Genomic DNA, 24,984 nt, shown 5'->3' on the forward strand with positions numbered 1-24,984 from the left:
AACACCTCCATTAAATTCATTTCACACGAATTCAACGGAGGTGTTTTTATGTTTGTCTCACTATTCGGGGTCAGTGCCAATTATGCAAGGTTTTTCTTATCAGTTATTAGAATCATTAAGAAATTCGAGAATTCGTTTTGAGGTCGGACGGGAAATGCCCAATCTACGCAGAGTGTCTACATCAGATTCTTTAATTTTTTGTAATGATTTAAAGTGTTTTAAAAGTTTAGAGCGTGTAGCCGGGCCAACTCCTGGTATAGTATCTAAAATAGAAGCCACCTGACTCTTAGCACGTACTTTTCGGTGATAAGATATTGCATACCGATGAACTTCTTCTTGCACTCTTTGAATAAAGTGGAAGGCTTGGGAACGCGGATCAAGGTCGACTATCTTTTCAGTGTAACCTTCCAGTAAGGAGGCCGTCTTGTGTTTATCATTTTTAACCATACCGACTACGGGGATAGCTAATCCTAACTCATTTTCCAAGACATCTCTAGCGGCTCTTACTTGTATAATCCCTCCATCCATCAAAATTAAATCAGGTAATGGTTTATTTTCTTTGAGCAAGCGAGTGTAACGACGCCTGATTACTTCTTGAGAATGAGCAAATTCATTGGCTCCATCTCCACTCTTAATCTTAAATTTACGGTAATTTTTGCGATCTGGTTTACCCTCTTGATAAACAACCATCCCCGAGACCGTATGAACACCTTGGATATGTGAGTGGTCAAATGCTTCAATATGATTAGCCTGTTCAATTTGAAGGGCCTCTGCTAACTCTTCGATGGCGCCCAGCGTTTTACGTGTGCTAGCTTCAATTAAGCGGAATTTCTCATCTAAAGCTAATTTAGCATTTTTTTCACACAAATCGAGCATTGCCTTTTTCTTTCCTCTAAGAGGTGTTTGAACAGGAATTTCAAAGACTTCTTCTAAAACCTCTTGATCAACAGAAGCAGGGACTAAGATAGCTTTTGGAATAACATTATATTGCTCTTTATAGAAGCGAGCAATATAAGTTGTTAGTTCATGATCTGGTTCTTTTTCACCATAACTAGGAAAAAGAGCAGCTTTACGTTTAAGAATAGAACCCTGTCTTAACATAAAGGTTTGTATAGATATCCATCCCCTATCATAATAGAAATTAAAGACATCCATATTATCATAATCTTGACTCATAATAGCTTGTCTTTCAACGGTTGTCTCAATATATTCAATCTGATCGCGTAAATCAGCAGCTTGTTCAAATTCTAGCTTATCAGCTGCTTCAGACATCTTGCGCTTCAAGTCGTTTTTAATTGGACCGACTTCACCATTAAAGAAACGTTTAATCCGATTAATTTGCTTTTGGTAGGTTTCTTTTGAAACGGGATGATCACAACAACCAATACACTGTCCCAAATGGTAGTAAAAGCAAGCGCGCTTTTCATTTTTACCACAACGTCTTAGAGGATAAATTTTATGTAATAATTGTTGAGTGGCTGTAGCGGCTTGTACGTTTGGAAAAGGTCCAAAATAATGTCCGCCATCCTTAAGAACTCGATTGGTAATAATTAATTGAGGGTCCTTTTCATTAGTTATTTTTAAATAAGGATACATACTGCCATCTTTAAGTTTTATATTGTATTGCGGTTTGTATTGTTGAATCAAATTAATTTCAAGGATCAAAGCTTCTTTGTTAGAATTGGTAACAATTGTTTCAAAATGATGAATCTCAGAAACCAGTTTTGTTGTTTTACTATCATGGGCTCCTCTGAAATAAGATCGCACGCGGTTTTTTAAGTTTTTAGCTTTGCCCACATAAATAATTTTATCATTAGCATCTTTCATTAAGTAGCATCCGGGCAATTCAGGTAATAAAGGGAGTCTTTGTTCAATATTATGTCGTATTTCTTCAGGGCTTTCTTTAGGCAAGGATGGGTCTCCTTTCTAGAGTTTTTTTTGATTAGGGAGTTGTTGGATTACTTTTTCATATGAGCGGGGGACTCTTTTTTCAATAAGATATTTTTCAGTAATAAATTGCTTTTTATTGTTAAAGTGTCCGTATATAAGAATCTGATCTCCCACCATAACCTCATACATAAAAGTTAAAGCTTTACGGGCAATCAAAGCAGTAAATTCTTGGTTAATTAAGTCAATAGGATTTAATGGATGCTTGATTAGTTTCAATTTAAATAAGACCAATGTCGGATCACTGGCCTTAATTAATTTTTGATAAATGACGATCCCTTTAAATTGAAATTTCTTAGTCATTTGGATGCTCCTTAAATTCACTTAGATATAGTATAGCAAAAGCAGTCAAAAAAGTTTATTTTTAAATCGTTTTCAGCATATTCACGCTGTGTTATAATAAAAATAATAAATAAAAAAGGATGTGGAAGCATGAAATTCAATGAATTCGAATATAAAAGACCAGATATGTCTCTTTTAAAACAGTCATTCCAACAGCAAATTGAGGGAATCAAAAAAGCTGAATCGGCTGAGGATGCACTTGCAGCGGTTAAGGCCATTCAAGACATTCAAAGAGATATTGAAACGAATTCAACATTAACTTCAATTCGTCATTCAGTGGATACCCGTGATCAATTCTATTCAGATGAAACGGATTTCTGGGATGAAAACTCACCCCTTATTAGTGAGTGGGAAAGTGACTATTATCGAGCTACACTTGGCTCACCTTATCGTAAAGAATTAGAAGAAGAACTACCTCACACTTTCTTTAAGTTAGCAGAAAATCATTTGAAAATCTTTTCTCCAGAAATTATACCGCTATTACAAAAGGAAAATCGTTTGGTATCAGAGTATGGTAAGTTAAAAGCTTCTGCTGAAATTGAGTATAAAGGTGAAATTTATAACTTATCAAGTATTGGCGCCTTTACTCAAGATGCTGATCGAAAAGTACGTAAAGAAACTTCTGAGTTAATTACTGATTGGTATTTAGAACGCCAAGATGAGTTTGATCGTATTTATGATCAATTAGTTAAAACGCGTCACGAAATTGCAACAAAGCTAGGTTTTAAAGATTTTGTTGAAGTGGGTTATGCGCGTATGGCACGTTTAGACTATGACCGTAAGGACGTTGAAGTCTATCGCAAAGAAGTGCAAAAACATGTCGTACCTTTAGCTGAGAAACTATTTGAACGTCAGCGTGAACGTCTAGGTTTGGATAAGCTAGCCTTTTATGACTTAGGTCTAACTTTCCCTACAGGCAATGCCAAACCTGAAGGAAGTCCAGAAGAGATTGTTGCTAAAGGTGTTGAAATGTACCATGAATTATCACCAGAAACAGGTGAGTTCATTGACTTATTAATTGAATACGATGTTTTAGATTTAGAGTCTAAACCAGGTAAAGATACAGGTGGTTATTGTACGTATCTACCAAATTACAAGACGCCTTATATTTTTGCCAACTTTAATGGTACATCACACGACGTTGAAGTATTGACTCACGAGGCAGGCCATGCCTTCCAAGTTTATAATTCAAGATGGATTCAAACCCCTGAAGCTGTATGGCCAACTTTAGAGTCTTGTGAGATTCATTCAATGTCAATGGAATTTTTAACTTGGCCATGGATGAAAAACTTCTTTGGTGATAGCATTGAGAAGTTTAAGTATCAACATTTAGCTGGAGCTGTTCAATTTATTCCTTATGGTGTTTGTGTGGACCACTTCCAACATGAAGTATATGAAAATCCAAACATGACACCAGAAGAACGTCGTCAAACTTGGAGAAAATTAGAAAAAATTTACAACCCTTGGATTGATTACCAAGGCAATGAGTTCTATGAAAATGGAGGCTGGTGGTTCAAACAATTGCACATCTTCACTATGCCTTTCTATTATATTGATTATACTTTGGCTCAAGTATGTGCTTTCCAATTCTGGAAACGTAGCCAAGTAGATCATGATCCAAAAGCTTGGGAAGATTATTTGAATATTTGTAAGGTTGGGGGAACTCAGACTTTCACAGAAATTATTGCAACAGGGAACTTGAAGTCACCATTTGAACCTGGCAATCTTGCGGATACTTTAGCAAGTATAGAGGCCTACCTCGACCAAGTCGATGAAGAAACTTTAAGAAAATAATGGTGATCCTAAAGGAGCGTTTGTCATGTTGAACTATGCGACGATCGGTAGCTCATGGATTACTGAGCAAATGATGAATGCGGCTCGGTTAACACAGCGTTACCATCTCACAGCGGTTTATTCACGTTATCTTGACTCGGCTAAACAGCTTGCACAAAAACATGATGCCGATTATTTTACCAATGAATTAAATAATATTCTCTATGATCCTAAAATCGAAGTGATTTATATCGCTAGTCCTAACTCCTTTCATTTTCAGCAGGCTATCCAAGCTGTAAAAGCAAAAAAGCATGTAATTATTGAAAAACCTATGGTAACCTCCTCGGCTCAATGGCATGAGCTCTATTCACTCGCTGACGAAGTCGGAGTTTATGTATTTGAAGCGGCAATGCACTATCATAGTCGAAATTATAGTCGTTTGAAGCCTTTAATTAAACATAAAATGAAAGAGTTGGACAGTCCTTTATATGGTGCTAACTTTAATATGGGACAATACTCTTCTCGCTATGAAACTTACTTAGAATCCAAAGAAAAGGGTTGGCAAGTTCCGAATGTTTTTAATGCTGATTTTCATGGTGGTTCCTTGATGGATTTAGGTGTCTATCCTTTATACATAGCGCTCGACTTATTTGGTCTTCCTGAATCTGTTTACTATCATGCGATAGATGATGGACGACAAGTTGATTTGTTTGGTACAGTCATTTTAAAGTATGCTCAAACACAAGTTTCAATCTTTTTGTCCAAGACTGTTCATTCTTTGATGCCGAGTGAAATTTATATTGGCCAAGAAACTTTTATCATTAATGATATCTCACGCTTAACCAAGGTGAGTTTAGTTAACACAGAGGGTAAGAAGGCCCAAATCATAGATTATTTACCAGCTAATCCAATGTTTGATGAGTTATTAAGCTTTTCAGATATGATCCTTGAAGAAAAAACAATTCATCAAGAAATATTGTATGAGAACTGGAGACAATTATCCTTGCAAGTGGTTCAAGTTCTTGAGTTATTACGTCAGTCAGCTAAACTATTATAAGACCCTTGAACGGTTAGAAGTCAATGACTTTTAGCCGTTCTTTCATGAAGAAGGAGATTGTATGAAGGAATTATCAAATACACAATTAAAAAAACACTGGCAAGAAAAACATTTTTCCGAGGCAACACCTATTCAAAAACAAGTCTATCCCTACCTTAAAAATGAAGAGCCGATTGTAGCTATTTCGCCAACTGGTACGGGAAAAACACTGGCCTATTTGCTTCCTATCCTAGAAAAGATTGAAGTAAACCAACATCTACAAGCCATCATATTTGCCCCTACTCAAGAATTAGCTCAGCAGATTTTTTTAGTGGTGGATGAATGGAGCCGATTACTTGGAATGACTTCTATGAGTATTGTTGGCGGTGCTAATGTCAAAAGACAAATTGAAAAATTAAAAAATAAACCGGAGCTTATTGTGGCAACTCCTGGACGTTTTAATGAGTTACTAAAGCAAACATCTAAACTGAAGGTTCACACGGTTAAATGGATTGTCTATGATGAAGCAGACTATCTTTTTTCAAAAGGTGAGCAGCAAATAGCAGACATTGAAATGATTGAGAAACGCCTCATGAGAGATATTAAACGCTATTATTTTTCAGCTACTAAAAGTAAAGATTTTCTTGATTATTTACAAGCAAAAAATTATGAATATGATCGTTTAGAAATTTCAATGCATTCAGCCAATATGCAAACTGAACATTTGTACCTAGAAGTTAACAATCGACAAAAAACAAATATGTTAAAACGTTTGGCTCAAATTGAAAGCATGCAAGCGATTGTCTTTTTTGATCAAATTAGTGAGTTAGAAAGAGCTGCTGCAAAAATGATTTTTGAAAATTTATCCATATCTGTACTTCATAGTCAATTAACCAATCGAGAAAGACAAATGGCCTTAGAACAGTTTAGACAGCAAAAAACAATCTATTTATTAACGACGGATTTAGCTTCTAGAGGACTTGATATAGAAGGAATACCTTATGTTATTCATTATCATCCAGCACGAGATGTGCGGACTTATTATCATCGTTCAGGAAGAACTGGACGCATGGGGAATGAGGGATGTGCTATTTCACTGGTCAATCAACAAGAAGCTATAGACCTAAAAAATATGCTTGATGACAGTAGTATCCACTTAGAAGAAAGAGTGCTTTATGATCGTAAATTATTAAATGAATGGCCTGAGGAGGAAGAAATAAAACGGTCTAGTAAACGAATAACCAAGAGTAAATCACATCCAAAAAAACCAAAAACAGCAGTCAAAGCTAAAAAGAAAAATCGTAAGCGTAATACTAAAAACATTGGGAAACCGCGCAAAAGGGAAAAATAAAAGCTTTACCTAAATTTTACAATAAATTTACAGTATCTTTTTATCATTGAGTTATAATAATTATTAAGATAGGACATTAAGGTAAAGGAGAAGTGAAATGAGAATTTTAATAGCAACAGAAACATTTGTACCTGCTACAGATGGTATCTGTACACGCCTTGCTCATATGACAGTTGCTATGAAGGACTTGGGTCATGAAATAATTGTCGTATCACCTGATTTAGGAATTACTGAGTATAAGGGTGTAGAGGTGATACCGATGGATTCTTTTAACTTTCCTTTATACAAATCACGTCCTTGGGGTTTACCTTCTCGCAAAATGAAAACAATTATTCAAAATTTTAAACCTGATATTATTCATGCAGTCAATCCATTTTTCATGGTAACTTCTGCTGTTAAATATGCTAAGCAATTGGGAATTCCTTTATTAGCTTCCTACCATACACACTTGCCTGATTATCTTGATTCCTATAATTTACCGCTCTTGAAACCAATTCTATGGGATTATATTCGCTTTTGGCATAATGACGCTGATTTAAATGTTACTGTTTCAGAAAGTTTAAAAGTAGAATTAATCCAACAGGGGATAGCTGCTGAAGGAGTTATGCCGCGTGGTATTGACCTTAAAAAGAGGCATCCTAAGTTTTTTGATCAGAATTTATATAACAAATGGACTTTTGGATTAGATAATCAAAAACTACTAGTCTATGTTGGACGACTTGCTGCTGAAAAAGATTTAGATCATTTATTACCAATCCTTTCTTACCGAGAGGATATCTGTTTAGCAATTGTTGGGGATGGTCCAGAGCGCCAACATTTAGAAGAATTATTTACAGGCACAAAAACGACCTTCACTGGCTTTTTAACTGGAGAAGACTTGTCTAAGGCATATGCAACAGGAGACGCCTTTATATTCCCATCTGTTTCAGAAACTTTTGGCTTAGTTATTTCAGAATCGATGGCTTCAGGAGTTCCGGTAATCGCTGCTGAAAATGGTCCTACCCTAGAACAAATTACTCCCAACCAAACAGGAATGATTTATCAATCAGGGAATATAAAGTCATTAATGGAAGCTTTAAAGATTTTAGATAATCCTTTAAAGCTTAAGAAAATGGGGTTAAGAGCCCGTCGAGAAGCTGAAAAATATTCATGGAAAAACGCCACCAGCATGCTGTTAAATTATTATGAAGAAACAATTCATCTTAGTTCTCAAAAACTCTCACATCTTAGTAAATTAGTAAATCAATAAAAGAGCAGCTCATCAAACGCTTAATAGGGTAAGGACAAAACAAAGGATTCGCAAAATGTAGTAATTTGTTATATAATTTATATAGAAATGAAAGAAAGAAGGTATAATTATGGGACTTATTATGACTTTAATTGTTGGAGGAATCATTGGATGGTTAGCAGGTATGGTTCTAGGTAAAGATATTCCTGGGGGAGTTATTGGAAATATCATTGCTGGTATCATCGGTTCATGGATAGGTGGTCAATTCTTCTCTAATTTTGGCCCTGTAGTATCTGGCATTGCTATTTTCCCATCATTAATTGGAGCGATTATTCTGATTGCAGTAGTATCCTTTGTCTTAAAGAAAACAAGATAAGTTGATTAGCTTAACACTTAGGCGGGTTCATTGAACCTGCCTTTTTTCTTTATTTACTGATATTCTTATTTGGGAGGAAATGACATGGTGGAAAAACTGACGTCTTATACTCAAACATTTAAAATAAATACTGATTGGTTTATCGATCCAGAAAATAAAAGTAATAATTTTACTAAACTATTAGAAGCTGTTCTGGAAACTTCCACAAGGCATGATCAAGTTAATCAATTTGATCAAACTGACTCTATTTTGGGGCAGGATGAAAGTTGGGTAATTACGCAAAACATCTGCATGATCAATCAACTGCCTCAATATGGTGATACGATTGAAGTTCAGACTAAGATTATTCAGGCCAACCGATTTTTATTAGAGCGGTGGTTCGAGATAAGGTCTAAAGATCATCTTTTGTTAGAATGTCAGATGCAATTCGCGGTGATTAATTTAAAAACTAGGAAAATGGGCCGTATTGCTCATAAAAAGTTAGAAGAATTACAACTTATTGACCACCAACAAGAGGTTAAGAAAATAAAGCTTAATTTTCCTGACGATATAACTCTTTGGAAAGAAAAAGACCAAGCTATAACAAATCAAGATATTGATTTTAATCATCATGTCAATAATCTTGTTTATATAAATTGGTCCATTGGTAGTCTTCCTTCTTGGTTACAAAATAATTATGACATAAAAAACTTAGCGATTAAGTATGGTCGAGAGTTGCTTAGAGAGCATCAAGTTAAAATTCTTACAGAGGCTAATGTCAAAATAGAGACTCAAACTGATGCTAAAAAAATAATAACTTATCAAACTATTTATAATGCTACTAATCAGCAAGAAGCGGCTCGGATTGAAATCGAATGGCTGGAAAAAGAGCTGTAATTCGTTATAATAGATTCGATAATGAAATTAGAAAGAAGGCTATTAATGATCACACTTAAATCTGAAAGAGAAATTCAAGCCATGAAAGAATCAGGAAAAATCCTTTCTGATATTCATGTAGCATTACGGGATTTTATAAAAGCGGGGCTAACTACTAAACAAATCGATCAATTTGTTCAAAATAAAATTGAAGCAGCTGGAGCTGTCGCTGCCCAAATCGGCTACGAAGGTTATAAATTTGCTACTTGCACCAGTGTTAATGACGAGATATGTCACGGTTTCCCATCTAATCGTAGCTTAAAAGCTGGTGATATAATAAAGGTAGACTTCTGTGTAGATTTTAATGGAGCTATCTCTGATTCTTGTTGGTGTTATGCGGTAGGTAAAATTAGTCCAGAGCATAAGCGATTAATGGAGGTTACCAAGGAAGCATTATATCGCGGGATTGAACAAGCTAGACCTGGGAATCGTATAGGGGATATTGGACATGCTATTCAAACATATGTGGAAAAAGAGGGCTTTGGTGTAGTTCGCGACTTTATTGGTCACGGTATTGGTCCTACTATCCATGAAGAACCAGCTGTTCCTCACTATGGTATAAAAGGCAAGGGACTTCGATTAAAAGAAGGCATGACAATTACCATTGAACCAATGGTAACCACAGGAGATTGGAAAATGAAGATGGATGCCAACGGTTGGACGGCCAGAACCCGAGACGGAGGATACTGTGCCCAGTACGAGCATTCATTAGCTATTGGACCAGACGGACCTATTTTATTGACTCAACAGGAAAATGAAATATAATTTAATTGTTTAAAAATAAAAACAAGGGGTTGGAACAAAAGCCCTGAATAATTAAAGAAAGTTCGGTAAACGGTATAATCGTTAATCGGACTTTTTCTTTAACAATATAAACATAGAAAGCGTTTCCTAATATAATAGTAGGAAACACAAAACTATTTAGGAGGGGCTTTCTATGTAGCAACAGTGTATTATGAATTAAACTTGCTTTCCTTTGAGAAGATCCAATACTAAGCGAGCTCTACGAGGAGCAATTCGAACAGATTCCAGAAGCAAATATTCGCCCACTTGAACTTGCCGATGGGCGACCTGTTTATCATCCTCGTGTCTTACTTAAAGTATTGTTATTTGCTTGTTCTAAAGGCAATTTTTCAGGCCGTCGTCTCAAAAAGTATCACCGAAAAACTGCCTAGGATTTTATTCCTCGTAAAGAAAAACACACCACTTGTCAAGCGACATCAACGGTCGCAATAGCTTTTCTAAGACCGATGTCGAGCGAATATTTATGGCCAATAATCTACGTCAATACGCAAAGTAACTTTCCAATCTGGGCTCGCTGTAAATTTTGAGGCAGGGCTGAGCAGCCCTTTTGTTCCAGCCCCTTGTTTTTATGATTGAAGCCTTTAGGAAATAATTGATTGATAGAGTTTTTCATAGCGGCTAATTATTTCATCCCATTTGAAGGGGTTGATTGCTTCTAAAGCATCTTGAGACAAACGTTCATAATGGTTTAAAATATAAAGAATTGCTTGATCGAAAGCTGTTTGATCAAATCGATCTACAGAAACGCCTACATGGTAATTTTTAAAAAATGAATCGAATCCTTCGTTTTGAGTATAGATTACTGGCAAACCTTGACTCATTGCTTCTGGATAGACTAATCCAAAGGTTTCAGGGAAAGATAGTAGGGCGAAAAGATCCATTGAACGATATAAACTGACCATTTCAGCTTTGTTTAAAGCGCCGTGGTAGGTAATATGATCCATTGCTTGCAATTGCTTGAGAATTTTAGCATCCCAATTGGGACCAGCAATATGTAACTCCGCCGCTTGGTATTTTTTTGAAAAGTGTTCGATCATTTTAGCTAATTCAACAAAACGTTTACCAGAAGATACTTTACCAGCGGTTACAATACGCAGTGGCTGATGACAAATAAATTTCTTTTCATTGAAGCGATTGTTATGCCAATAATCATCAATGCCGTTAGCAATGACCTGGCTTTTACCTTTAAGATTATCCAATTCTTTAGTGGGTATAAAGCGATTAAAAACCTGTTGGTAAGTATTTTGTGAAATAAAGATAATCTGCTTGGCATCGCGCATAATATCTAAGCCCACATTTCGCATCCATGGCATTTTTTCAAAAAAAGTATGTAGGTCCGCATTGCGTACAGCAACAATATAGGGGACATGATATTTAAGATAAACTTGTCTAGCTAACCAACCATTTGAAAAGAGTGAGTGTGCATGAGTAAGATCAAAGCTATCTAAACTGTATGATTCTTTTAAATCTTGCCAAATCTTATGGTGTTTAAGTGGAAAAAACCAGCGCATCCATTGATCGTGATTTCTAGATAGATTTAAGTAATCTCCACTAGCTGCTACTCTTTCTTGAGGGAATTGATGCGAAATGGGGACATAAACTTTTAATTTATGTCCCTGCTTTACTTGACGATCATAGACTTGTTTAAATAAACCAGAAGTTGAGAAATAGGAATTAATATGTAAAATATCCATATTATCTACTCTTGCCCTTCTTCGATTAGGGCTTCTAATGAAGAAAGTCGATTTTCTAAATCTTCAACTTTTTGATTCATGGCAGCTTGACTGCCTTCATATTCTTTCGTTGTTGGAATAGAGAAAGCTTTTACAGACAGATAAACAAGTAAGAAGAAAATAATGATGCCGATGATTAGAAGCGGCCAACCGGTTCGGTCTACCCGTCGATCTATTTCTTCAATGTGTTTGGTTATTTCTTCTTCAAAATTTGTGTTAAAGTTTGAAGGGGTTACCATCCTTAACACCTCCTTCTAAAGTGATTAAAATGCCCATTCACCTTTACGGAAGATCGGGGTAACAGTACCATCTACTGAGATTCCATCAACATTCATTTCCGCATTTCCTACCATAAAGTCCACGTGAACATTCGAGCGATTAAGTCCCACTTCCTCTAGCTCTTTTTGGCTCATTTTAGCACCATTTTTTACAGAAGTAGCGTAGGCTTGTCCTAATGCGATGTGGTTAGAAGCATTTTCGTCAAATAGAGTATTAAAGAAGATAATGCCTGATTGAGAAATTGGTGATTGATGCGGAACAAGCGCTACTTCACCTAAGGAATCAGAACCCTCATTTTCTTCTACCAGTTGACGTAAGGTTTCTTCACCTTCTTTGGCTGATACTTCGGTAACTTTACCGTCTTTGAAAGTGAATTTCATTTCATCAATTATAGTTCCACCATAAGCTAATGGTTTAGAAGAAGAAATATAGCCCTCTGCACGTCTTGAATCTGGAGCTGTAAAGACTTCTTCTGTAGGCATGTTAGCAATAAAGACTTCGCCTTTTTCATTAAGTGATCCGGCACTTTCCCAGACATGGTTTTTAGGTAAGCCGACAGTGAAATCAGTTCCAGGTCCTGTATAATGCAACTGATCGAATTGTTGTTCATTAAGGAAGCGTGCTTTTTCGCTAAGACGATCTTCATGTTCATCCCAAGCTTTAATTGGGTCTTCTTCATAAATACGTGTTGTTTTAAAAATTTGATCCCATAAAGCGTCTACTTGTTCTTCAGAAGTTTTTAGTTCAGGGAAAACAAGAGCAGCCCACTCTTTACCTGCACCTGCAACAACTAACCATGAAACAAGATTTGATTGTGTCGCAATACGTACATCTTTCATAGCTTGAGAAGAAGCACGGTTTGCTGCGTTTATTTTTGCAGGATCAATTCCTTTAAGAACATTTGGATCACTTGAACGTAGTGAGATACGTTTAGCTCTCTTTTCTACAAAGTAATTGCCTTCATCAATTATAAATTGCGGAATATCGGTCAGTGTTTCTTCAGATTGATGGGTAAAATGAAGACGAGTTAATGTATCGTCTGCCCAATTTACTTTAACAAACTTAGCACCTGCTTTGTAAGCAGCTTCAGTCACTAAGCGAACTAATGGGGCTTGATCAAGATCAGCGAAAATTAAAATATAATCTTCTTTACTAACTGCAATTCCTTTATTGACGATTAAGTTTGCATATTTTTCAAGAAGTTGATCAAAATTTTTTAAAGTCATAGTATACCTCTTTCCTTATTGATTTAATTTTTCAGCAATACCATCAGCTAAAGCTTGAAGACGTTCAATATCCTCACCTTCGGCATTTAAGTTAATTTTACATGATGGGCCACCAGCTTGAGCGCCTACTTTTAAAAATTGTTTTTCAAAGTGATCGACAGCACCACAAAAGACTTCATAGTAAGTATCGCCTGAACCAAAAACACCAAAGACTTTATCTGATAGATCTAATTCACCCAAATCATCGTAAAAATCTAGCATTTCGTCTGGTAGTACTCCATCGACTCCGTAAGTATAAGAACCGATTAATACAGCATCATATTCTAAAAAGTCTTCTGCATCTGCTTGCATGACTTCAACCACATCAGTAGTGATACCGTGAGCTTCAAGACGCTCAGCAATAATATCAGCCATTTCTTCGGTATTTCCAGTAAGACTTGCAAAAATGATTAATGCCTCTGCCATTATATTCCCCCTTAAGGTTAAGTTGTTTTAAACCTTGTGTTATTATATCAAACTTCATAGCAATTGTGGACCTCAATTCCTATTAGGTTAAGAAGTAGGAGTAAATTTAGGAAGAAATTATGAAGAATGAATCTAGCTAGATTTGTTATGCTATAATTAATCAGAATATAAATAAGCTAAGGATGGAGGCTATATATGTCAATCTTAGTTACAGGTGGAACTGGATATATCGGCAGTCATACAGTTATTGAACTATTAAACAATGATCAAGAAGTAATCGTTGTCGATAATTTTTCAAATTCAAAACCAGAGGTTTTAAATCGTATTCATACAATTACTGGTAAAAACGTTACTTTTTATCAAACTAACATTGAAGATAAACAGGCAATGGCTCAAATTTTTAAAAATCATCCTGTTGATTTAGTCATTCATTTTGCTGGCTATAAGGCTGTTGGTGAATCTGTTGAAAAACCTTTAAAGTATTATCATAATAATCTTAGTGGTACAATTACCTTGCTCGAAGTCATGCAGGAAAACCAAGTCAAAAATATTATTTTCTCATCTTCAGCAACTGTTTATGGTGAGGCACATAAAGCGCCATTTGATGAATCAATGCCGACGGGTGAGGCTAGTAATCCCTATGGTTATACAAAATTAGTCTTAGAAAAAATATTGCAAGACTTATCGTATTCTGATTCTGAGTGGTCGGTGACTTTATTACGTTATTTTAATCCTATTGGAGCACATCATTCTGGCTTGATTGGTGAAGATCCTCAGGGAATTCCTAATAATTTAATGCCATATATTACTCAAGTAGCAATCGGTAAGCGCCGTGAATTGCAAGTGTTTGGTAATGATTATCCAACACACGATGGAACAGGTGTGCGTGATTATATTCATGTAGTAGATCTTGCACAAGGTCATCAAAAAGCGATTAGCCACAATCTAAAAAATAAAGGTGTCGCAATATTTAATCTGGGGACCGGTCAAGGTTATTCTGTCCTAGATTTAATTAGGGCATTTGAAAAAGCCAATCAAGTCCAAATACCTTATCAAATCGTGGATCGTCGGCCAGGGGATATCGCGATTGCCTATGCCAATCCTGAAAGGGCTAATCAAGAGTTGAATTGGAAGGCTCAAAAAAACTTATATGCCATGTGTTTAGATTCATGGAATTGGCAGAAAAAAAATCCTGAAGGATTTTAATGATAAATTGAACGGAGGAAGCATATGTTTCCAGAACAGAAATCAGACAAACGTCCTTTTTTTTCAAAAAGACTTTTGGTCTTTTTTCTTGTAATGATTCTTTTAGTTTTTTCTACTTTTCTCTTTTTTGGCTATCTGGATGATTTGAAAAATTCTTTCCAAGGCACCTTTGTCCATAATCCTTCTGAATGGCAATACTATACTATTGGACAAGAATTACTAGAAAAAAAAGATAGGTCTTTTGAAGACTTAGCAAAAGATGGCATCGAGCTCTTAGTTTTGAGCTATGATTACAGTCAAGCAGGCCGAATTGGGGAGAAAAGAATTAAAGAATTAACTTATTATTTATGGGATTTTAATCAAGAAAAGATAGTCCAAGTCAACATCGATCCACAATTAGATTTATTTATATCAGATACTAAAATGTCAAAAACAATCAGAGAATATGGTTTAAAGCAAGGAGAGTTAGCTTTAGTTGAACAATTGACTCAATCATATAATTTGCCCATTGATTTTTTAATTGTCTTAGATCTTGATAGGTTAGAAGAAGTTGCTAAAAAGAACTCTAATGGAGTATTATTCAAAAATATTAACAATGATGATCGGCAAGAACAAAAGACAAGTCAAATTATGGCTGACAATTTAATGGATTATCATCACTTTTTAAAACTAGCCAAAGAATTAAATCAAACGGATTACCTGGTAAAAAGTAACATTGGTTTTAACCATTTTTTAAAATTTACTCTCTACTATAATCTTCAAAAGGGTCAAAAAACTGAAACATTTGACCTATCTAGCACACAAACAAGAAGTGAAAGAGAAAGATTACTAGAATCCCTAAATTTAAATCAGTAGAAAGTCGTATAAGGAGGAAGCTTTTGCAAAAAATTAGAATCCTACATCTAATGTCATCTTTTGGAGGAGGCATTTCTACATTTATTCACAATTTAGCTAAAGAAGCTAGCAATCAAGAGATGGTTTTTGATGTAGCTACCTACAGTCAAGTGCCTGACTATTTTAAACAGACGATTGAAGAGACGGGTGGTCAGATTTATTTTCTGAATAACCCCAAAAAAACTTCTTGGCAATCCTTTAAGAATAGTTTTGCTAAAGCTTTTCAAGAGAATGCCTACCAAGTAGTTTATAGTCATATTGCAGGTTACCGTTCAGTCATTTATTATTATTTAGCCCATCAATTCCAAAAGGATACGCCCTTTGATTTCTATATTCATGGGCATTACCGTTATGACAAAAATCCAGCTTTAAAAAATAAATTGATGCAAGTTTTTGATGCGCAAGTCAATAGAAGATTGTCTCGTTTACCGATTGGATGTTCTCAACTTTCAATAGAAGAATTGTTTGCTTTGAAAGTTGGAGAATCCTCTGTGGTTATTCCAAATAGCATAGAGCCCAATGATTTCTTTATCGATTTTGAAAAGAAGCGAACAAGTCGTAAATATTGGCTAAGCAAATTCACTAAGAAAAGTAAACAAAGTCTAATAATTGGACAAGTGGGGCGTTTAACGGCAATTAAAAATCATCCTTTGACCTTAGAAGTCGTAGCTTATAGTAAAAAGCAGCATCATCCCTTGCGTTTAGTGATTGCTGGTGAGGGGGAAGATCGGGATTTTTTAGAAAAAGAGGTAGAAAAAAAAGAAATTGATGCCCAAGTTTTCTTTGCTGGCAGAATTAGTCCGGTTGCTAATTTATTAGCCGGTATCGATTTATTAATTATGCCCTCTTTTTCTGAAGGTTTTGGCACGGTAGCCATTGAAGCTCAAGCGGTAGGCATTCCCGTGCTTGCCAGCGATCAAATAAGTCAAGAAGTAGACTTGGGCTTGGGGTTGATTCAATTTTTATCTTTAAATTGTGAACCTAAAGAATGGTATCAAAGGCTGATTGAATTTTATCATCAAAGTTCAACTAAAATTCCCACTGATGAAGAACGATTTAGAAGTATACAAGCTAAGTCCCTTACTAATGAAGCTGCAGCCAAGCTGTATCGCCAGGTGTTAGATCATCAAGTGAGCCATTTTCGGATAGATTCGAGGTAATATATGAAACATTTTATGAAAAGATTAACAGGGTTTTCCTTAGGACCGATTATTGGTGCATTAATTTCACTGATTCAAATCCGCATTTTGACTCAGTTGTTAGTAGCAGACCAATATGGGGTTTCAGGATTGTATCGAAACTTAATCTTAAACATTCCTAATTTTCTTTATATTGGTCTCGATCAGGCTTTTTCTCGTGAATTTCATCAAGCTGCATCTAAAAAACATCTTTTTCAACAAGCAATTATTATCCCGATCGGGATGGGAATCCTTCTATCATTTGTTATGCTTGTTTTTAATCAGACCATTGCGAATTGGTTGTTTAGTGATCCTAACGCAGGCTATATTGTGATTTGGAGTACAATTTTACTTATTTCAATGATTATTGAACGCTTCGTACTCATTTCTATTCGTATGCAAGAAAAAGCAAAAGAATATTCTGGCTTTACCATTTTATTAAAGAGTTTAATTTTTGCAGTTTCCTTGTCTATAATTGCTTTGGGCATTCGCGATTTTCGTGTAGTGGTTTTTGGAATGATTTTTGGTCAACTTATAGGGGATAGTTTTCTTTTCTTACGTTATAGAGATTTGTTATCGTGGAATGATTTTGTTGTTGACTATGACCTTATAAAAAAATTATTATCTTTTGGTTTTCCGCTTATGATTGCAATGTCTCTTAATTCGGTGCTCAATACAATTGATAGCTTAATGCTTCGGTCTTTTTCTACCAAAAAAGAATTAGGGTTTTATGCTGCGGGCATCGCGATTGTCAATATGATTGGTATTTTAAAGACAGCATTTGCAACCTTTTGGGTTCCTACTGCCTATCGATGGCATGATGAAGGCAAGTCAATGAAGCATTATAAATTTATTTCAGACGCTGTTCTTTTTGTTTTAACGGGTATCTTTTTTGGGATTCTTGTATTTCGCCCCTTGATTATGATGATTTTAGGCGAGGACTATCGTTCTGTTCAGTATATTCTTGGCTTGCTCTGTTTTCCTCATATTATGTATACACTTTCTGAAACAACGACACTGGGAATTGTTTTTTCACGCAAGACCTATTTTAATACATTGGTTTCTTTATTGGCTTTGATTCCTAGTTTTTTTATTAATCTCTGGCTCACTCCAAGATGGGGAGCTTTAGGAGCAGCCACCGCGTCATCCGGAGCCTACATCATGTTTTATCTAGCTAGAACTTATTTTTCAAGTCGGACAGGCTTTTATTTCAAACAAAGTAAACATCTCATGTCCATTTGTTTAATGTTTATTGCTGCCTTCATTAACACTAGTGATTATGCTTATCGTTTGTCTGTAACATTTGGCTTAGCTTTGGTCTGTCTCATTATTCAGTTTTCGACCATCCAAGATGGTTATCAAATCTGGCGTAATCCTGAGAAATGGGATTTTAATTAATTGTTCGAAAAGAAAGAGTAAGAAAGGAGTGGCCCATGTTTCTATATTGTTTACTTTTAGTTACGAGTGTTTTTTTAGGTTCGCAAATTTTAGCCGTTGAAACGCCAATTGCTCAAATTACCCTTTACCGAATTCTTGCTCTTTTTTCTGTTCTGATTCTTGCTTGGCAAATTTTACAAAAAGATCGAAAGCTTTTATTGGTGTTACCCTCTGCTTCAACACGTATGCTTTTTTGTTTTTTAGCTTGGTGGTTAATTGCTTTAACAACAGGTCTTTGGGCTGAAAATTTTAAAGATTGGCTGCAAGTTTCATTTTTAATGACGGTTGGCATGGCATCAATTGTGGCTATTTATTTTTGGGTGGGTACTAAAAGACAGTGGTTTCGTCTGGCTCAAGCCATGTGGGGGATGATGACTGCCTTAGTATTTTGGGGCTATATCGAAATTATCGGTAATATCTATGTATTTGCAGATATGACCAAATTGGATAAATATGGAACTTTTGATTCCCAACCTTGGACTCGGATTCCAATCACCTTTTTTGCCAATCAAAATGACTATGCTACTTTACTTTTAGCGTATGTCACCCTCTGTATGGTTCTATACTATTACAGTCAAAGATATTGGCAAAGGATGTTCTTACTATTAATGTTTGCATTAACAACATTTTTAATCTACCAAACTAGCTCAAGAATGTCCTTAATATGTTTAATTCTTTTTATCGGCTTACAACTAGTTCGCAACTTCAAGTTGGATCTTTTCCAAGGGAAAAGACTTTATATAATGACCGCCTTTATTATTTTTATGATGTTAATTCCACCTATACGTGAAAAAGTTTTTGAAGTGATTTTTCTAGGTGGTCCACAAGCAGGCTTATCTGGTGATACTAAGCGAATGAATATCTGGCGAAATGGTTTACTTTATTTGACCCAAACTTTTGGCTTAGGGGTAGGATCGGGGAATATCGAGCATTGGGCTAAAGTAAGACCTATCTGGCCAACTAATGAAATAACCAATATGCATAATTGGTGGCTTGAAATTTTAGTTTCTAATGGCATTCTTTCACTGTTACTTTATTTATGGGCATACATTGGAATGATAAGACGGTTGGAGTTTGTTGCTAGAGTGGGGAGAAAGACCTCTGTTTTACAAAGCAATATTTCTTTTGTATTCTATAGTTTTTTAATTATTTTTATTCTAGCAAGTATTACTAGTGCAAATAATATGTTGATTGAATGGCACTGGGTATTTTTTGCTTTAATTATAAGTTGGGTAAAAATAATCGATACAAAAGAACAAACGCAGGATTTTAAAAGTAAAAGGAGTTTAGGAATATGAGCTTAGCTACAGTTTTTCACGAGTTATACCGCTTTATTAAAAATAATTTTAGAAGAATTATGTTTGGATCAGTTATTATCTCATTATTAGTTGTAGGAGGAAGGTATGTCGTTAACCGCTTAATAAATAGTGATAAAATTGAATCATATAATTATCTAGCCCATGCCTATCAACAAGACCCAGCTTCATTCCAAGTGATTGTTACAATGGAAGATGGCAGTCTATTTTCAACTGCGGCTGTCTTTGATGACTATTTTGCGACACCAACTATTATTAAACAAATTGAAGCAGAAACTGGTATCGAGTTTGGAAAATGGCTTCAAGCAGAAAAAAAACTTGAAATGTATAAGACCAACACTTTTCGAGGTGGGCTTGCAGGAATTCGAGATGCCGCTTCAAATGTTATTACTTTAAGATTTTTGGTGGGGAATAATGCTGAAGAAAACTTAAAGATAGCCGAAGCATATGCTGAATTATTAGAAAAACAAAAGCTACCTTTCCTCGGGAAAAATACTGTCTCAATCATTCGGTCACCAGAAATTGGAGAAATGATTCCAATTGATTTGATCGAAGAAGTTCCTAGTAGGGAAACTTTGACCCCATTTCAAACTAAAGAGGCTAAAGGAAGTATTATCTATGGCTTATTGGGTCTCTTTTTAGGCGCTATTTTATCGATAGCTTGGAGCATGATTGCACATTATCGAAGACATAAAATAGGCTATGCTTTTGATTATACTTGGGGAATTAATGATCTGCATTTTATTTATAACCGTCAAGATAATCGAGAAGTCTTAGAAAAATTAATTCGAACTCCTAGTGATAGTCAGCGAGTAATCCTTAGACAACAAAAGCATCAAGAAGTGAATGTTCAAGAACTAATCTCTCCTGAAGGAAACACCTACGGAGTGCAAGCGACTAACTTAGCAAGTCTTGATGCAAACTTTTCACCAAATGAAATTGTTATCGTCTTAGACGCTAATATTACCGATAAAAAGTGGTATAATGACCAACGCCAATTGGCAGAGCTTTATCAAGCAAGAATCAAGATAATTCAGATTATTTAAGGAGAATTGTGAGATGAATTCAAAATCAGGATTGGTGTCGATAATAACCCCTGTTTATAACGCAGAAAGATTCTTAAAAAAAACCATCGAGAGCGTGCTTAATCAGAGTTATCAGAATTGGGAGTGGTTGCTAGTCAATGATTGCTCAAATGATATTAGTGTGAGAATAATTCAAGAATTTGCACAAGAAGATAGCCGTATTCAATTGGTTAATTTATCAAAAAACTCTGGTGCCGCAGTGGCAAGAAACAAGGGGCTTGAATTGGCTAGAGGTAGATATATTTCATTTATTGATAGTGATGATGTTTGGGAATATTGTAAGTTGGAGAAACAATTAGCATTTATGCAAGAAAAGGCGCTATCTTTTACTTATACAAATTTTTCCTTAATAGATGAAAGTGGAGAAACCCTTAAAGAAACAGTAGATTTACCAGAACGTTTAGATTATAATGGCCTTCTAAAAAACACAGCCATTGCTTGCTCTACAGTAATGATTGATCGTGAAAAAATAGGAGACTTTAGAATGCCTTTAGTGCGGAAAGGACAAGACACAGCAACTTGGCTAATGTTAATGCGTGAACGAAAAATTGAAGCTTATGCTTTAAATGAAGTGCTTAATCACTATCGTCAAGTTTCTGGTTCTATTTCCTCCAACAAGCTTTCAGCTCTTAAGCGAACATGGTACACTTATCGCCATTTAGAAAAATTACCACTATATCAGTGCATATATTATTATAGTCATTATGTTTTTCAGGCAATTAAAAGGCGGTTATAATTTAACAAGCAATTATATAAGATAGCTAAATAAGGTTAGGAGACAAAAATGAATATATATCAAAATTTAATTGAAGGTAAAACAAAGTTAGCAGTTGTAGGTTTAGGGTATGTGGGTATGCCGATTGCCATAGAATTTGCTAAGCACATTGAAACAATTGGCTATGACAACAATGTTCATAAAGTGGAGCAATATTTGCAGGGTATCGATCCAACTCTAGAGGTTGGAGACGAAGCAGTCAAGAATACAAATTTAGCTTTCACCTACGACCAAAGTAGGCTAAAAGAAGCGAACTTTATTATTGTTGCGGTTCCAACGCCTATCAATCAAGATAAGACACCTAATTTAGATCCGGTTATTTCAGCCACAAGAACCGTAGGTAAAAACATGTCTAAAGGGACTTTAGTTGCTTATGAGTCAACGGTTTATCCTGGGGTTACTGAGGAAATGTGTATTGAAGAACTTGAAGAAAGTTCAGGATTAGTGCATGGTGTTGATTTTTGGGTAGGTTATTCACCTGAAAGAATTAATCCAGGAGATAAGGTCCATACTTTACCAAAAATTAAAAAGATCGTTTCTGCTACAACTGCTGATGCTTTAGATACAATGGCTAAAGTATATGAACTAGTAATTGAAGCGGGTGTTCATCGTGCACCAAGTATTAAAGTTGCTGAAGCCGCTAAAGTTGTTGAAAATAGTCAAAGAGATATTAACATTGCATTTATGAATGAGTTAGCTCTCGTTTTTGATCGAATGGAAATTGATTCGCAAGATGTTATTGATGCCATGAATACCAAATGGAATGCTTTAGGTTTCACACCAGGACTAGTGGGAGGACACTGTATTGGTGTAGATCCTTACTACTTTGTTTACGAGGCAGAAAACTTGGGCTATCATAGTCAGATTATTCTTTCTGGTCGCCAAATAAATGATCAAATGGGAGATTTTATTGGTGATAAGTTGATTAAGCTCATGGTTAAGGCGGGTAAAAAAGTAACAGACTCTAAAGTAGTTATTTTGGGTCTAACTTTTAAAGAACATACACCAGATACGCGCAACTCAAAAGTTGCCGATATTATCAATTATTTAAGGACTTTCGATATTGAGCCTGTTGTAGTAGATCCTTGGGCTGAATCAAGTGATGCCAAAGCAGAATATGATGTTGATTTAACAGCGTTCGATCAAGTTCAGGATGCGGATGCTGTTATCTTTGCAGTAGCTCATCAGGAATTTCGAGAACTAAATAATACAAGCATCGAAAAATTGTTTAATGCAAAATTATCACCTAAAGAAAGAGTTCTTATAGATGTCAAAAGCATACTGGATGCTGATTATTTTAAGGAAGCTGGCTATACTTTTTGGCGCTTATAATAATAGCTGGCTCTTAAGCACTTTATCGAACAGGATAAATAGTTTGAGAGTTTCCTTAAGTAGTTTGCGTATCAGAATGTTTATTATTGGAACACTTGATCCTTTGAAAACAAATATGAGGTGATAAAAATGAGTATTAAGAAAATTTTCTTAATATTTTTACTTCTACTTATTTTTCCTTTTGACAAAGCGGTGGCTTTAGCTAAATACAATTTACCAGAATTGAGTCAGATTGATGCGATAAAATCAAATGCTAGTGTTGATGAATTAATTGATTCAATTCCTGCTGAGGGAAATTTAAATGATCCCAATTTACTTTTGGTGAATCCAAGCAACCCAATCAACAATCAAATTGAAGTTGATTTAGTTACTTCAATTGAAGGAATTCCATATGCTGCTAACATTGAAGAAAAACTTAGTCAGCTGTTACAAGCAGGTTTGGAGGATGGTTATCTATTTACAATTATTTCAGGATACCGTTCGACAAATCAGCAAGCAGGGTTAGAAAGTTCTAGAAAACAGTCTTTAATGGCGGTCGGTTATAGTGAATCAGAAGCGAGATATTTAACCAATTTATATACAGCACCAGCAAATGCCACAGAGCATATGACTGGGCTCGCTATTGATATATTAGGTCAAGATTGGACCAGCATAGGAGGAGGCTTAACTGAAAATTATAGCGAAACGGCATCGGCCCAATGGTTAGTAGAAAATGCAGCCAATTTTGGGTTTATTTTAAGATACCCTCAAAATAAGACAGAAATGACTACTTTTAATTTTGAACCTTGGCATTATCGCTATGTAGGTCAACTAAATGCGCAATTTATGATGGAACATGGGCTTACTCTTGAAGAGTACCTAGCCCTTATTGAAGAACGTGACCGGCGTAAAAAAATTGAAAAAGTAAAACAAGCGGCTGAAAATCAAGCGGTTGATGAAGCAAAAAGGTGGTTAGAAGAACAAAAGAAAACGATTGATAAACTGTTTTATAACTCATCAACTGATTAAATGACAAAGAGCTTGTGACCGAAGTTAGCTAAAACACCGTCCTTAACACTGTTAAACAGCGTTAAGGACGGTGTTTTAGTTTTATTAAATAAACAAAGAGTTGCCTACCTTCTGTTTAATATAACCCTAAAAAGGACAAATGAGTAACAACTAATTTTTTAAAATGCATGATAAATCAAATTAACAATCCCTGCAGAAATCATAATCACGATGGGGTTAGCTTTAAACTTATTAAGTAATAGCATGGCTATAATAAAAATTACCAACATTAACCAATTAGGGTCCATCCAAACAACAGTCTCTTTTTGCCAAATAGCATTCACAAAAATTGATAAGCCCGAACTAGCTATTAAGGCAATCACTATAGGCCTAAGGATAAAAAGGGTATCTTGCATTAAACTTAGTTTTTGAAAACGCTGATAAAGATAGGCTAAAAAAGTCACGATAATTATCGATGGTAAGGTACAGCCGATAGTAGCAACTATTGCACCACTGACACCACCGATTTGAGTACCAATAAAAGTAGAGGCATTAATAGCAATTGGACCAGGTGTCATTTGTGAGATTGTAATTAGATGACCAAATTCTTCTAAAGATAGCCAATGCTCTTGGTGAACAACCAAGTCTTCAATCAAAGGCAAAGCAGCATAGCCACCACCAAAAGAAAGTAAGCCAATATTTAAAAAAGTAAGAAATAGTTCCCAATAAATCAAGTAATCACCTCTTCAAATAAGAATAAATAAAGCCACCACATAAAGAAATAAGAATTAACCATGAAATCGGGAAGTTAAAATAACTAACTAAAATGAGTGCGCTTATAAAAATGAGAATTAGATACTTTTCTTTTTGTTTAACAAGATCTTTGATCATGGTATAAACAACAGAAACAATTACCGCTGCTACTCCCGCTTGCATTCCTTCTAACATCCAAGCCACCCATTGATTTTCAATAAAGACCTGATAAAAATGTGCAATGATAGAGATAATTGCAAAAGGAGGAAGGATAGTGGCAAAAACAGTGGTGAGAACACCGAGCCATCCTGCTAATTGATAACCTACAATCACCGCGGCATTAATAGCGATTGCCCCTGGAGAAGATTGAGCGATTGCGATTAAATCGAGCATTTGATTTTCTTCAAACCAATGATAGTCATCAACAAATTGCTTTTTCATAAGACTTACAATTACATAACCTCCACCAAAGGTAAAAGCACTTAATAGAAAAGTCACTCTAAACAATTTGATATAAAATTTCAAATTTTTTTGCAAAAAATCACT

Annotated in this window: 24 protein-coding genes; 16 read left to right on the top strand and 8 right to left on the bottom strand. The window is 35.4% G+C overall.

What is annotated here, in order from left to right:
* Positions 1-99 precede the first annotated feature (99 nt).
* Positions 100-1,911, bottom strand: coding sequence for an excinuclease ABC subunit UvrC (uvrC, locus tag ACQV2T_RS03075; protein ID WP_428893226.1), 1,812 nt, complete (start codon positions 1,909-1,911; stop codon positions 100-102).
* Positions 1,912-1,926: 15 nt separating this feature from the next.
* Positions 1,927-2,250, bottom strand: coding sequence for a hypothetical protein (locus tag ACQV2T_RS03080; protein ID WP_428893227.1), 324 nt, complete (start codon positions 2,248-2,250; stop codon positions 1,927-1,929).
* Positions 2,251-2,379: 129 nt separating this feature from the next.
* Between ACQV2T_RS03080 and ACQV2T_RS03085 the strand changes: the two genes are divergently transcribed.
* The 7 genes from ACQV2T_RS03085 (at position 2,380) to map (ending at position 9,733) form a co-directional block, all read left to right on the top strand.
* Positions 2,380-4,083: a M3 family oligoendopeptidase gene (locus tag ACQV2T_RS03085; protein WP_428873571.1), complete on the top strand. Its 1,704-nt coding sequence runs from the start codon at positions 2,380-2,382 to the stop codon at positions 4,081-4,083.
* A gap of 25 nt (positions 4,084-4,108) precedes the next feature.
* Positions 4,109-5,119 carry a Gfo/Idh/MocA family protein gene (locus tag ACQV2T_RS03090; protein WP_428873572.1) on the top strand — a complete coding sequence of 337 codons (1,011 nt, stop codon included), beginning with the start codon at positions 4,109-4,111 and terminating at the stop codon, positions 5,117-5,119.
* A 61-nt stretch (positions 5,120-5,180) separates the two neighbouring features.
* Positions 5,181-6,449 (top strand): DEAD/DEAH box helicase, encoded by a 1,269-nt coding sequence (locus ACQV2T_RS03095; RefSeq protein WP_428893228.1) that lies wholly within the window; start codon positions 5,181-5,183, stop codon positions 6,447-6,449.
* 97 nt (positions 6,450-6,546) lie between these two features.
* Positions 6,547-7,698: a glycosyltransferase family 4 protein gene (locus ACQV2T_RS03100; protein ID WP_428874871.1), complete on the top strand. Its 1,152-nt coding sequence runs from the start codon at positions 6,547-6,549 to the stop codon at positions 7,696-7,698.
* 109 nt (positions 7,699-7,807) lie between these two features.
* Entirely contained in the window at positions 7,808-8,053 is a 246-nt protein-coding gene (locus tag ACQV2T_RS03105) for a GlsB/YeaQ/YmgE family stress response membrane protein (protein WP_428873575.1), read from the top strand.
* An 84-nt stretch (positions 8,054-8,137) separates the two neighbouring features.
* Positions 8,138-8,929: an acyl-ACP thioesterase domain-containing protein gene (locus ACQV2T_RS03110; RefSeq protein WP_428874870.1), complete on the top strand. Its 792-nt coding sequence runs from the start codon at positions 8,138-8,140 to the stop codon at positions 8,927-8,929.
* Positions 8,930-8,974: 45 nt separating this feature from the next.
* Positions 8,975-9,733 (top strand): type I methionyl aminopeptidase, encoded by a 759-nt coding sequence (gene map, locus ACQV2T_RS03115; RefSeq protein ID WP_428873577.1) that lies wholly within the window; start codon positions 8,975-8,977, stop codon positions 9,731-9,733.
* A gap of 620 nt (positions 9,734-10,353) precedes the next feature.
* Here the strand turns inward: map and ACQV2T_RS03120 are convergent.
* The 4 genes from ACQV2T_RS03120 to ACQV2T_RS03135 are packed head-to-tail and all read right to left on the bottom strand — an operon-like array spanning position 10,354 to position 13,475.
* A complete protein-coding gene (locus ACQV2T_RS03120) occupies positions 10,354-11,466 on the bottom strand; it encodes a glycosyltransferase family 4 protein (RefSeq protein WP_428876296.1) in 1,113 nt (370 codons plus the stop codon).
* A gap of 5 nt (positions 11,467-11,471) precedes the next feature.
* Entirely contained in the window at positions 11,472-11,744 is a 273-nt protein-coding gene (locus ACQV2T_RS03125; RefSeq protein WP_428873579.1) for a hypothetical protein, read from the bottom strand.
* Positions 11,745-11,768: 24 nt separating this feature from the next.
* Entirely contained in the window at positions 11,769-13,010 is a 1,242-nt protein-coding gene (locus ACQV2T_RS03130; RefSeq protein ID WP_428893229.1) for an aminopeptidase, read from the bottom strand.
* Between the two features lie 15 nt (positions 13,011-13,025).
* On the bottom strand, positions 13,026-13,475 hold the full coding sequence (locus ACQV2T_RS03135) for a flavodoxin (RefSeq protein WP_428873581.1): 450 nt from the start codon (positions 13,473-13,475) through the stop codon (positions 13,026-13,028).
* A 195-nt stretch (positions 13,476-13,670) separates the two neighbouring features.
* On the opposite strand from ACQV2T_RS03135, the gene galE reads away from it, so the two are divergent.
* The 9 genes from galE to ACQV2T_RS03180 all read left to right on the top strand — a co-directional run bounded on the left by galE (position 13,671) and on the right by ACQV2T_RS03180 (position 23,706).
* The gene (gene galE, locus ACQV2T_RS03140; RefSeq protein WP_428873582.1) at positions 13,671-14,681 is read left to right on the top strand and encodes a UDP-glucose 4-epimerase GalE; all 1,011 of its coding nucleotides are present in this window, start codon (positions 13,671-13,673) and stop codon (positions 14,679-14,681) included.
* 24 nt (positions 14,682-14,705) lie between these two features.
* The gene (locus ACQV2T_RS03145; protein ID WP_428885015.1) at positions 14,706-15,536 is read left to right on the top strand and encodes a hypothetical protein; all 831 of its coding nucleotides are present in this window, start codon (positions 14,706-14,708) and stop codon (positions 15,534-15,536) included.
* A gap of 23 nt (positions 15,537-15,559) precedes the next feature.
* Positions 15,560-16,735, top strand: a complete 1,176-nt coding sequence (locus ACQV2T_RS03150; protein WP_428885016.1) for a glycosyltransferase — start codon at positions 15,560-15,562, stop codon at positions 16,733-16,735.
* 15 nt (positions 16,736-16,750) lie between these two features.
* On the top strand, positions 16,751-18,151 hold the full coding sequence (locus tag ACQV2T_RS03155) for a lipopolysaccharide biosynthesis protein (RefSeq protein ID WP_428893230.1): 1,401 nt from the start codon (positions 16,751-16,753) through the stop codon (positions 18,149-18,151).
* A gap of 35 nt (positions 18,152-18,186) precedes the next feature.
* Entirely contained in the window at positions 18,187-19,488 is a 1,302-nt protein-coding gene (locus tag ACQV2T_RS03160; RefSeq protein WP_428873586.1) for an O-antigen ligase family protein, read from the top strand.
* A complete protein-coding gene (locus tag ACQV2T_RS03165; protein ID WP_428873587.1) occupies positions 19,485-20,552 on the top strand; it encodes a hypothetical protein in 1,068 nt (355 codons plus the stop codon). Before ACQV2T_RS03160 ends, ACQV2T_RS03165 begins: the two co-directional genes overlap by 4 nt.
* 13 nt (positions 20,553-20,565) lie before the next feature.
* Entirely contained in the window at positions 20,566-21,327 is a 762-nt protein-coding gene (locus ACQV2T_RS03170; RefSeq protein WP_428873588.1) for a glycosyltransferase family 2 protein, read from the top strand.
* 48 nt (positions 21,328-21,375) lie between these two features.
* Positions 21,376-22,698 (top strand): nucleotide sugar dehydrogenase, encoded by a 1,323-nt coding sequence (locus tag ACQV2T_RS03175; protein WP_428873589.1) that lies wholly within the window; start codon positions 21,376-21,378, stop codon positions 22,696-22,698.
* Positions 22,699-22,827: 129 nt separating this feature from the next.
* A complete protein-coding gene (locus ACQV2T_RS03180) occupies positions 22,828-23,706 on the top strand; it encodes a M15 family metallopeptidase (protein WP_428874865.1) in 879 nt (292 codons plus the stop codon).
* Between the two features lie 158 nt (positions 23,707-23,864).
* Here the strand turns inward: ACQV2T_RS03180 and ACQV2T_RS03185 are convergent, their stop codons facing one another.
* Both ACQV2T_RS03185 and ACQV2T_RS03190 read right to left on the bottom strand, forming a co-directional pair.
* Positions 23,865-24,419, bottom strand: coding sequence for a chromate transporter (locus tag ACQV2T_RS03185; protein WP_428873591.1), 555 nt, complete (start codon positions 24,417-24,419; stop codon positions 23,865-23,867).
* A 4-nt stretch (positions 24,420-24,423) separates the two neighbouring features.
* Positions 24,424-24,975 carry a chromate transporter gene (locus ACQV2T_RS03190; RefSeq protein WP_428873592.1) on the bottom strand — a complete coding sequence of 184 codons (552 nt, stop codon included), beginning with the start codon at positions 24,973-24,975 and terminating at the stop codon, positions 24,424-24,426.
* Positions 24,976-24,984 lie beyond the last annotated feature (9 nt).

Source organism: Facklamia sp. P13069 (assembly GCF_050409405.1).
Classification (GTDB): domain Bacteria; phylum Bacillota; class Bacilli; order Lactobacillales; family Aerococcaceae; genus Facklamia.

What these genes read in the sequence shown, in the direction of transcription:
- ACQV2T_RS03110 (WP_428874870.1), top strand. Translation starts at nt 8,138, where the DNA reads ATGGTGGAAAAACTGACGTCTTATACTCAAACATTTAAAATAAATACT.
- ACQV2T_RS03080 (WP_428893227.1), bottom strand. Translation starts at nt 2,250, where the DNA reads ATGACTAAGAAATTTCAATTTAAAGGGATCGTCATTTATCAAAAATTA.
- ACQV2T_RS03105 (WP_428873575.1), top strand. Translation starts at nt 7,808, where the DNA reads ATGGGACTTATTATGACTTTAATTGTTGGAGGAATCATTGGATGGTTA.
- ACQV2T_RS03165 (WP_428873587.1), top strand. Translation starts at nt 19,485, where the DNA reads ATGAGCTTAGCTACAGTTTTTCACGAGTTATACCGCTTTATTAAAAAT.
- galE (WP_428873582.1), top strand. Translation starts at nt 13,671, where the DNA reads ATGTCAATCTTAGTTACAGGTGGAACTGGATATATCGGCAGTCATACA.
- map (WP_428873577.1), top strand. Translation starts at nt 8,975, where the DNA reads ATGATCACACTTAAATCTGAAAGAGAAATTCAAGCCATGAAAGAATCA.
- ACQV2T_RS03125 (WP_428873579.1), bottom strand. Translation starts at nt 11,744, where the DNA reads ATGGTAACCCCTTCAAACTTTAACACAAATTTTGAAGAAGAAATAACC.
- ACQV2T_RS03090 (WP_428873572.1), top strand. Translation starts at nt 4,109, where the DNA reads ATGTTGAACTATGCGACGATCGGTAGCTCATGGATTACTGAGCAAATG.
- ACQV2T_RS03180 (WP_428874865.1), top strand. Translation starts at nt 22,828, where the DNA reads ATGAGTATTAAGAAAATTTTCTTAATATTTTTACTTCTACTTATTTTT.
- ACQV2T_RS03175 (WP_428873589.1), top strand. Translation starts at nt 21,376, where the DNA reads ATGAATATATATCAAAATTTAATTGAAGGTAAAACAAAGTTAGCAGTT.
- ACQV2T_RS03100 (WP_428874871.1), top strand. Translation starts at nt 6,547, where the DNA reads ATGAGAATTTTAATAGCAACAGAAACATTTGTACCTGCTACAGATGGT.
- ACQV2T_RS03170 (WP_428873588.1), top strand. Translation starts at nt 20,566, where the DNA reads ATGAATTCAAAATCAGGATTGGTGTCGATAATAACCCCTGTTTATAAC.
- ACQV2T_RS03135 (WP_428873581.1), bottom strand. Translation starts at nt 13,475, where the DNA reads ATGGCAGAGGCATTAATCATTTTTGCAAGTCTTACTGGAAATACCGAA.
- ACQV2T_RS03155 (WP_428893230.1), top strand. Translation starts at nt 16,751, where the DNA reads ATGAAAAGATTAACAGGGTTTTCCTTAGGACCGATTATTGGTGCATTA.
- ACQV2T_RS03160 (WP_428873586.1), top strand. Translation starts at nt 18,187, where the DNA reads ATGTTTCTATATTGTTTACTTTTAGTTACGAGTGTTTTTTTAGGTTCG.
- ACQV2T_RS03120 (WP_428876296.1), bottom strand. Translation starts at nt 11,466, where the DNA reads ATGGATATTTTACATATTAATTCCTATTTCTCAACTTCTGGTTTATTT.
- ACQV2T_RS03130 (WP_428893229.1), bottom strand. Translation starts at nt 13,010, where the DNA reads ATGACTTTAAAAAATTTTGATCAACTTCTTGAAAAATATGCAAACTTA.
- ACQV2T_RS03085 (WP_428873571.1), top strand. Translation starts at nt 2,380, where the DNA reads ATGAAATTCAATGAATTCGAATATAAAAGACCAGATATGTCTCTTTTA.
- ACQV2T_RS03145 (WP_428885015.1), top strand. Translation starts at nt 14,706, where the DNA reads ATGTTTCCAGAACAGAAATCAGACAAACGTCCTTTTTTTTCAAAAAGA.
- ACQV2T_RS03095 (WP_428893228.1), top strand. Translation starts at nt 5,181, where the DNA reads ATGAAGGAATTATCAAATACACAATTAAAAAAACACTGGCAAGAAAAA.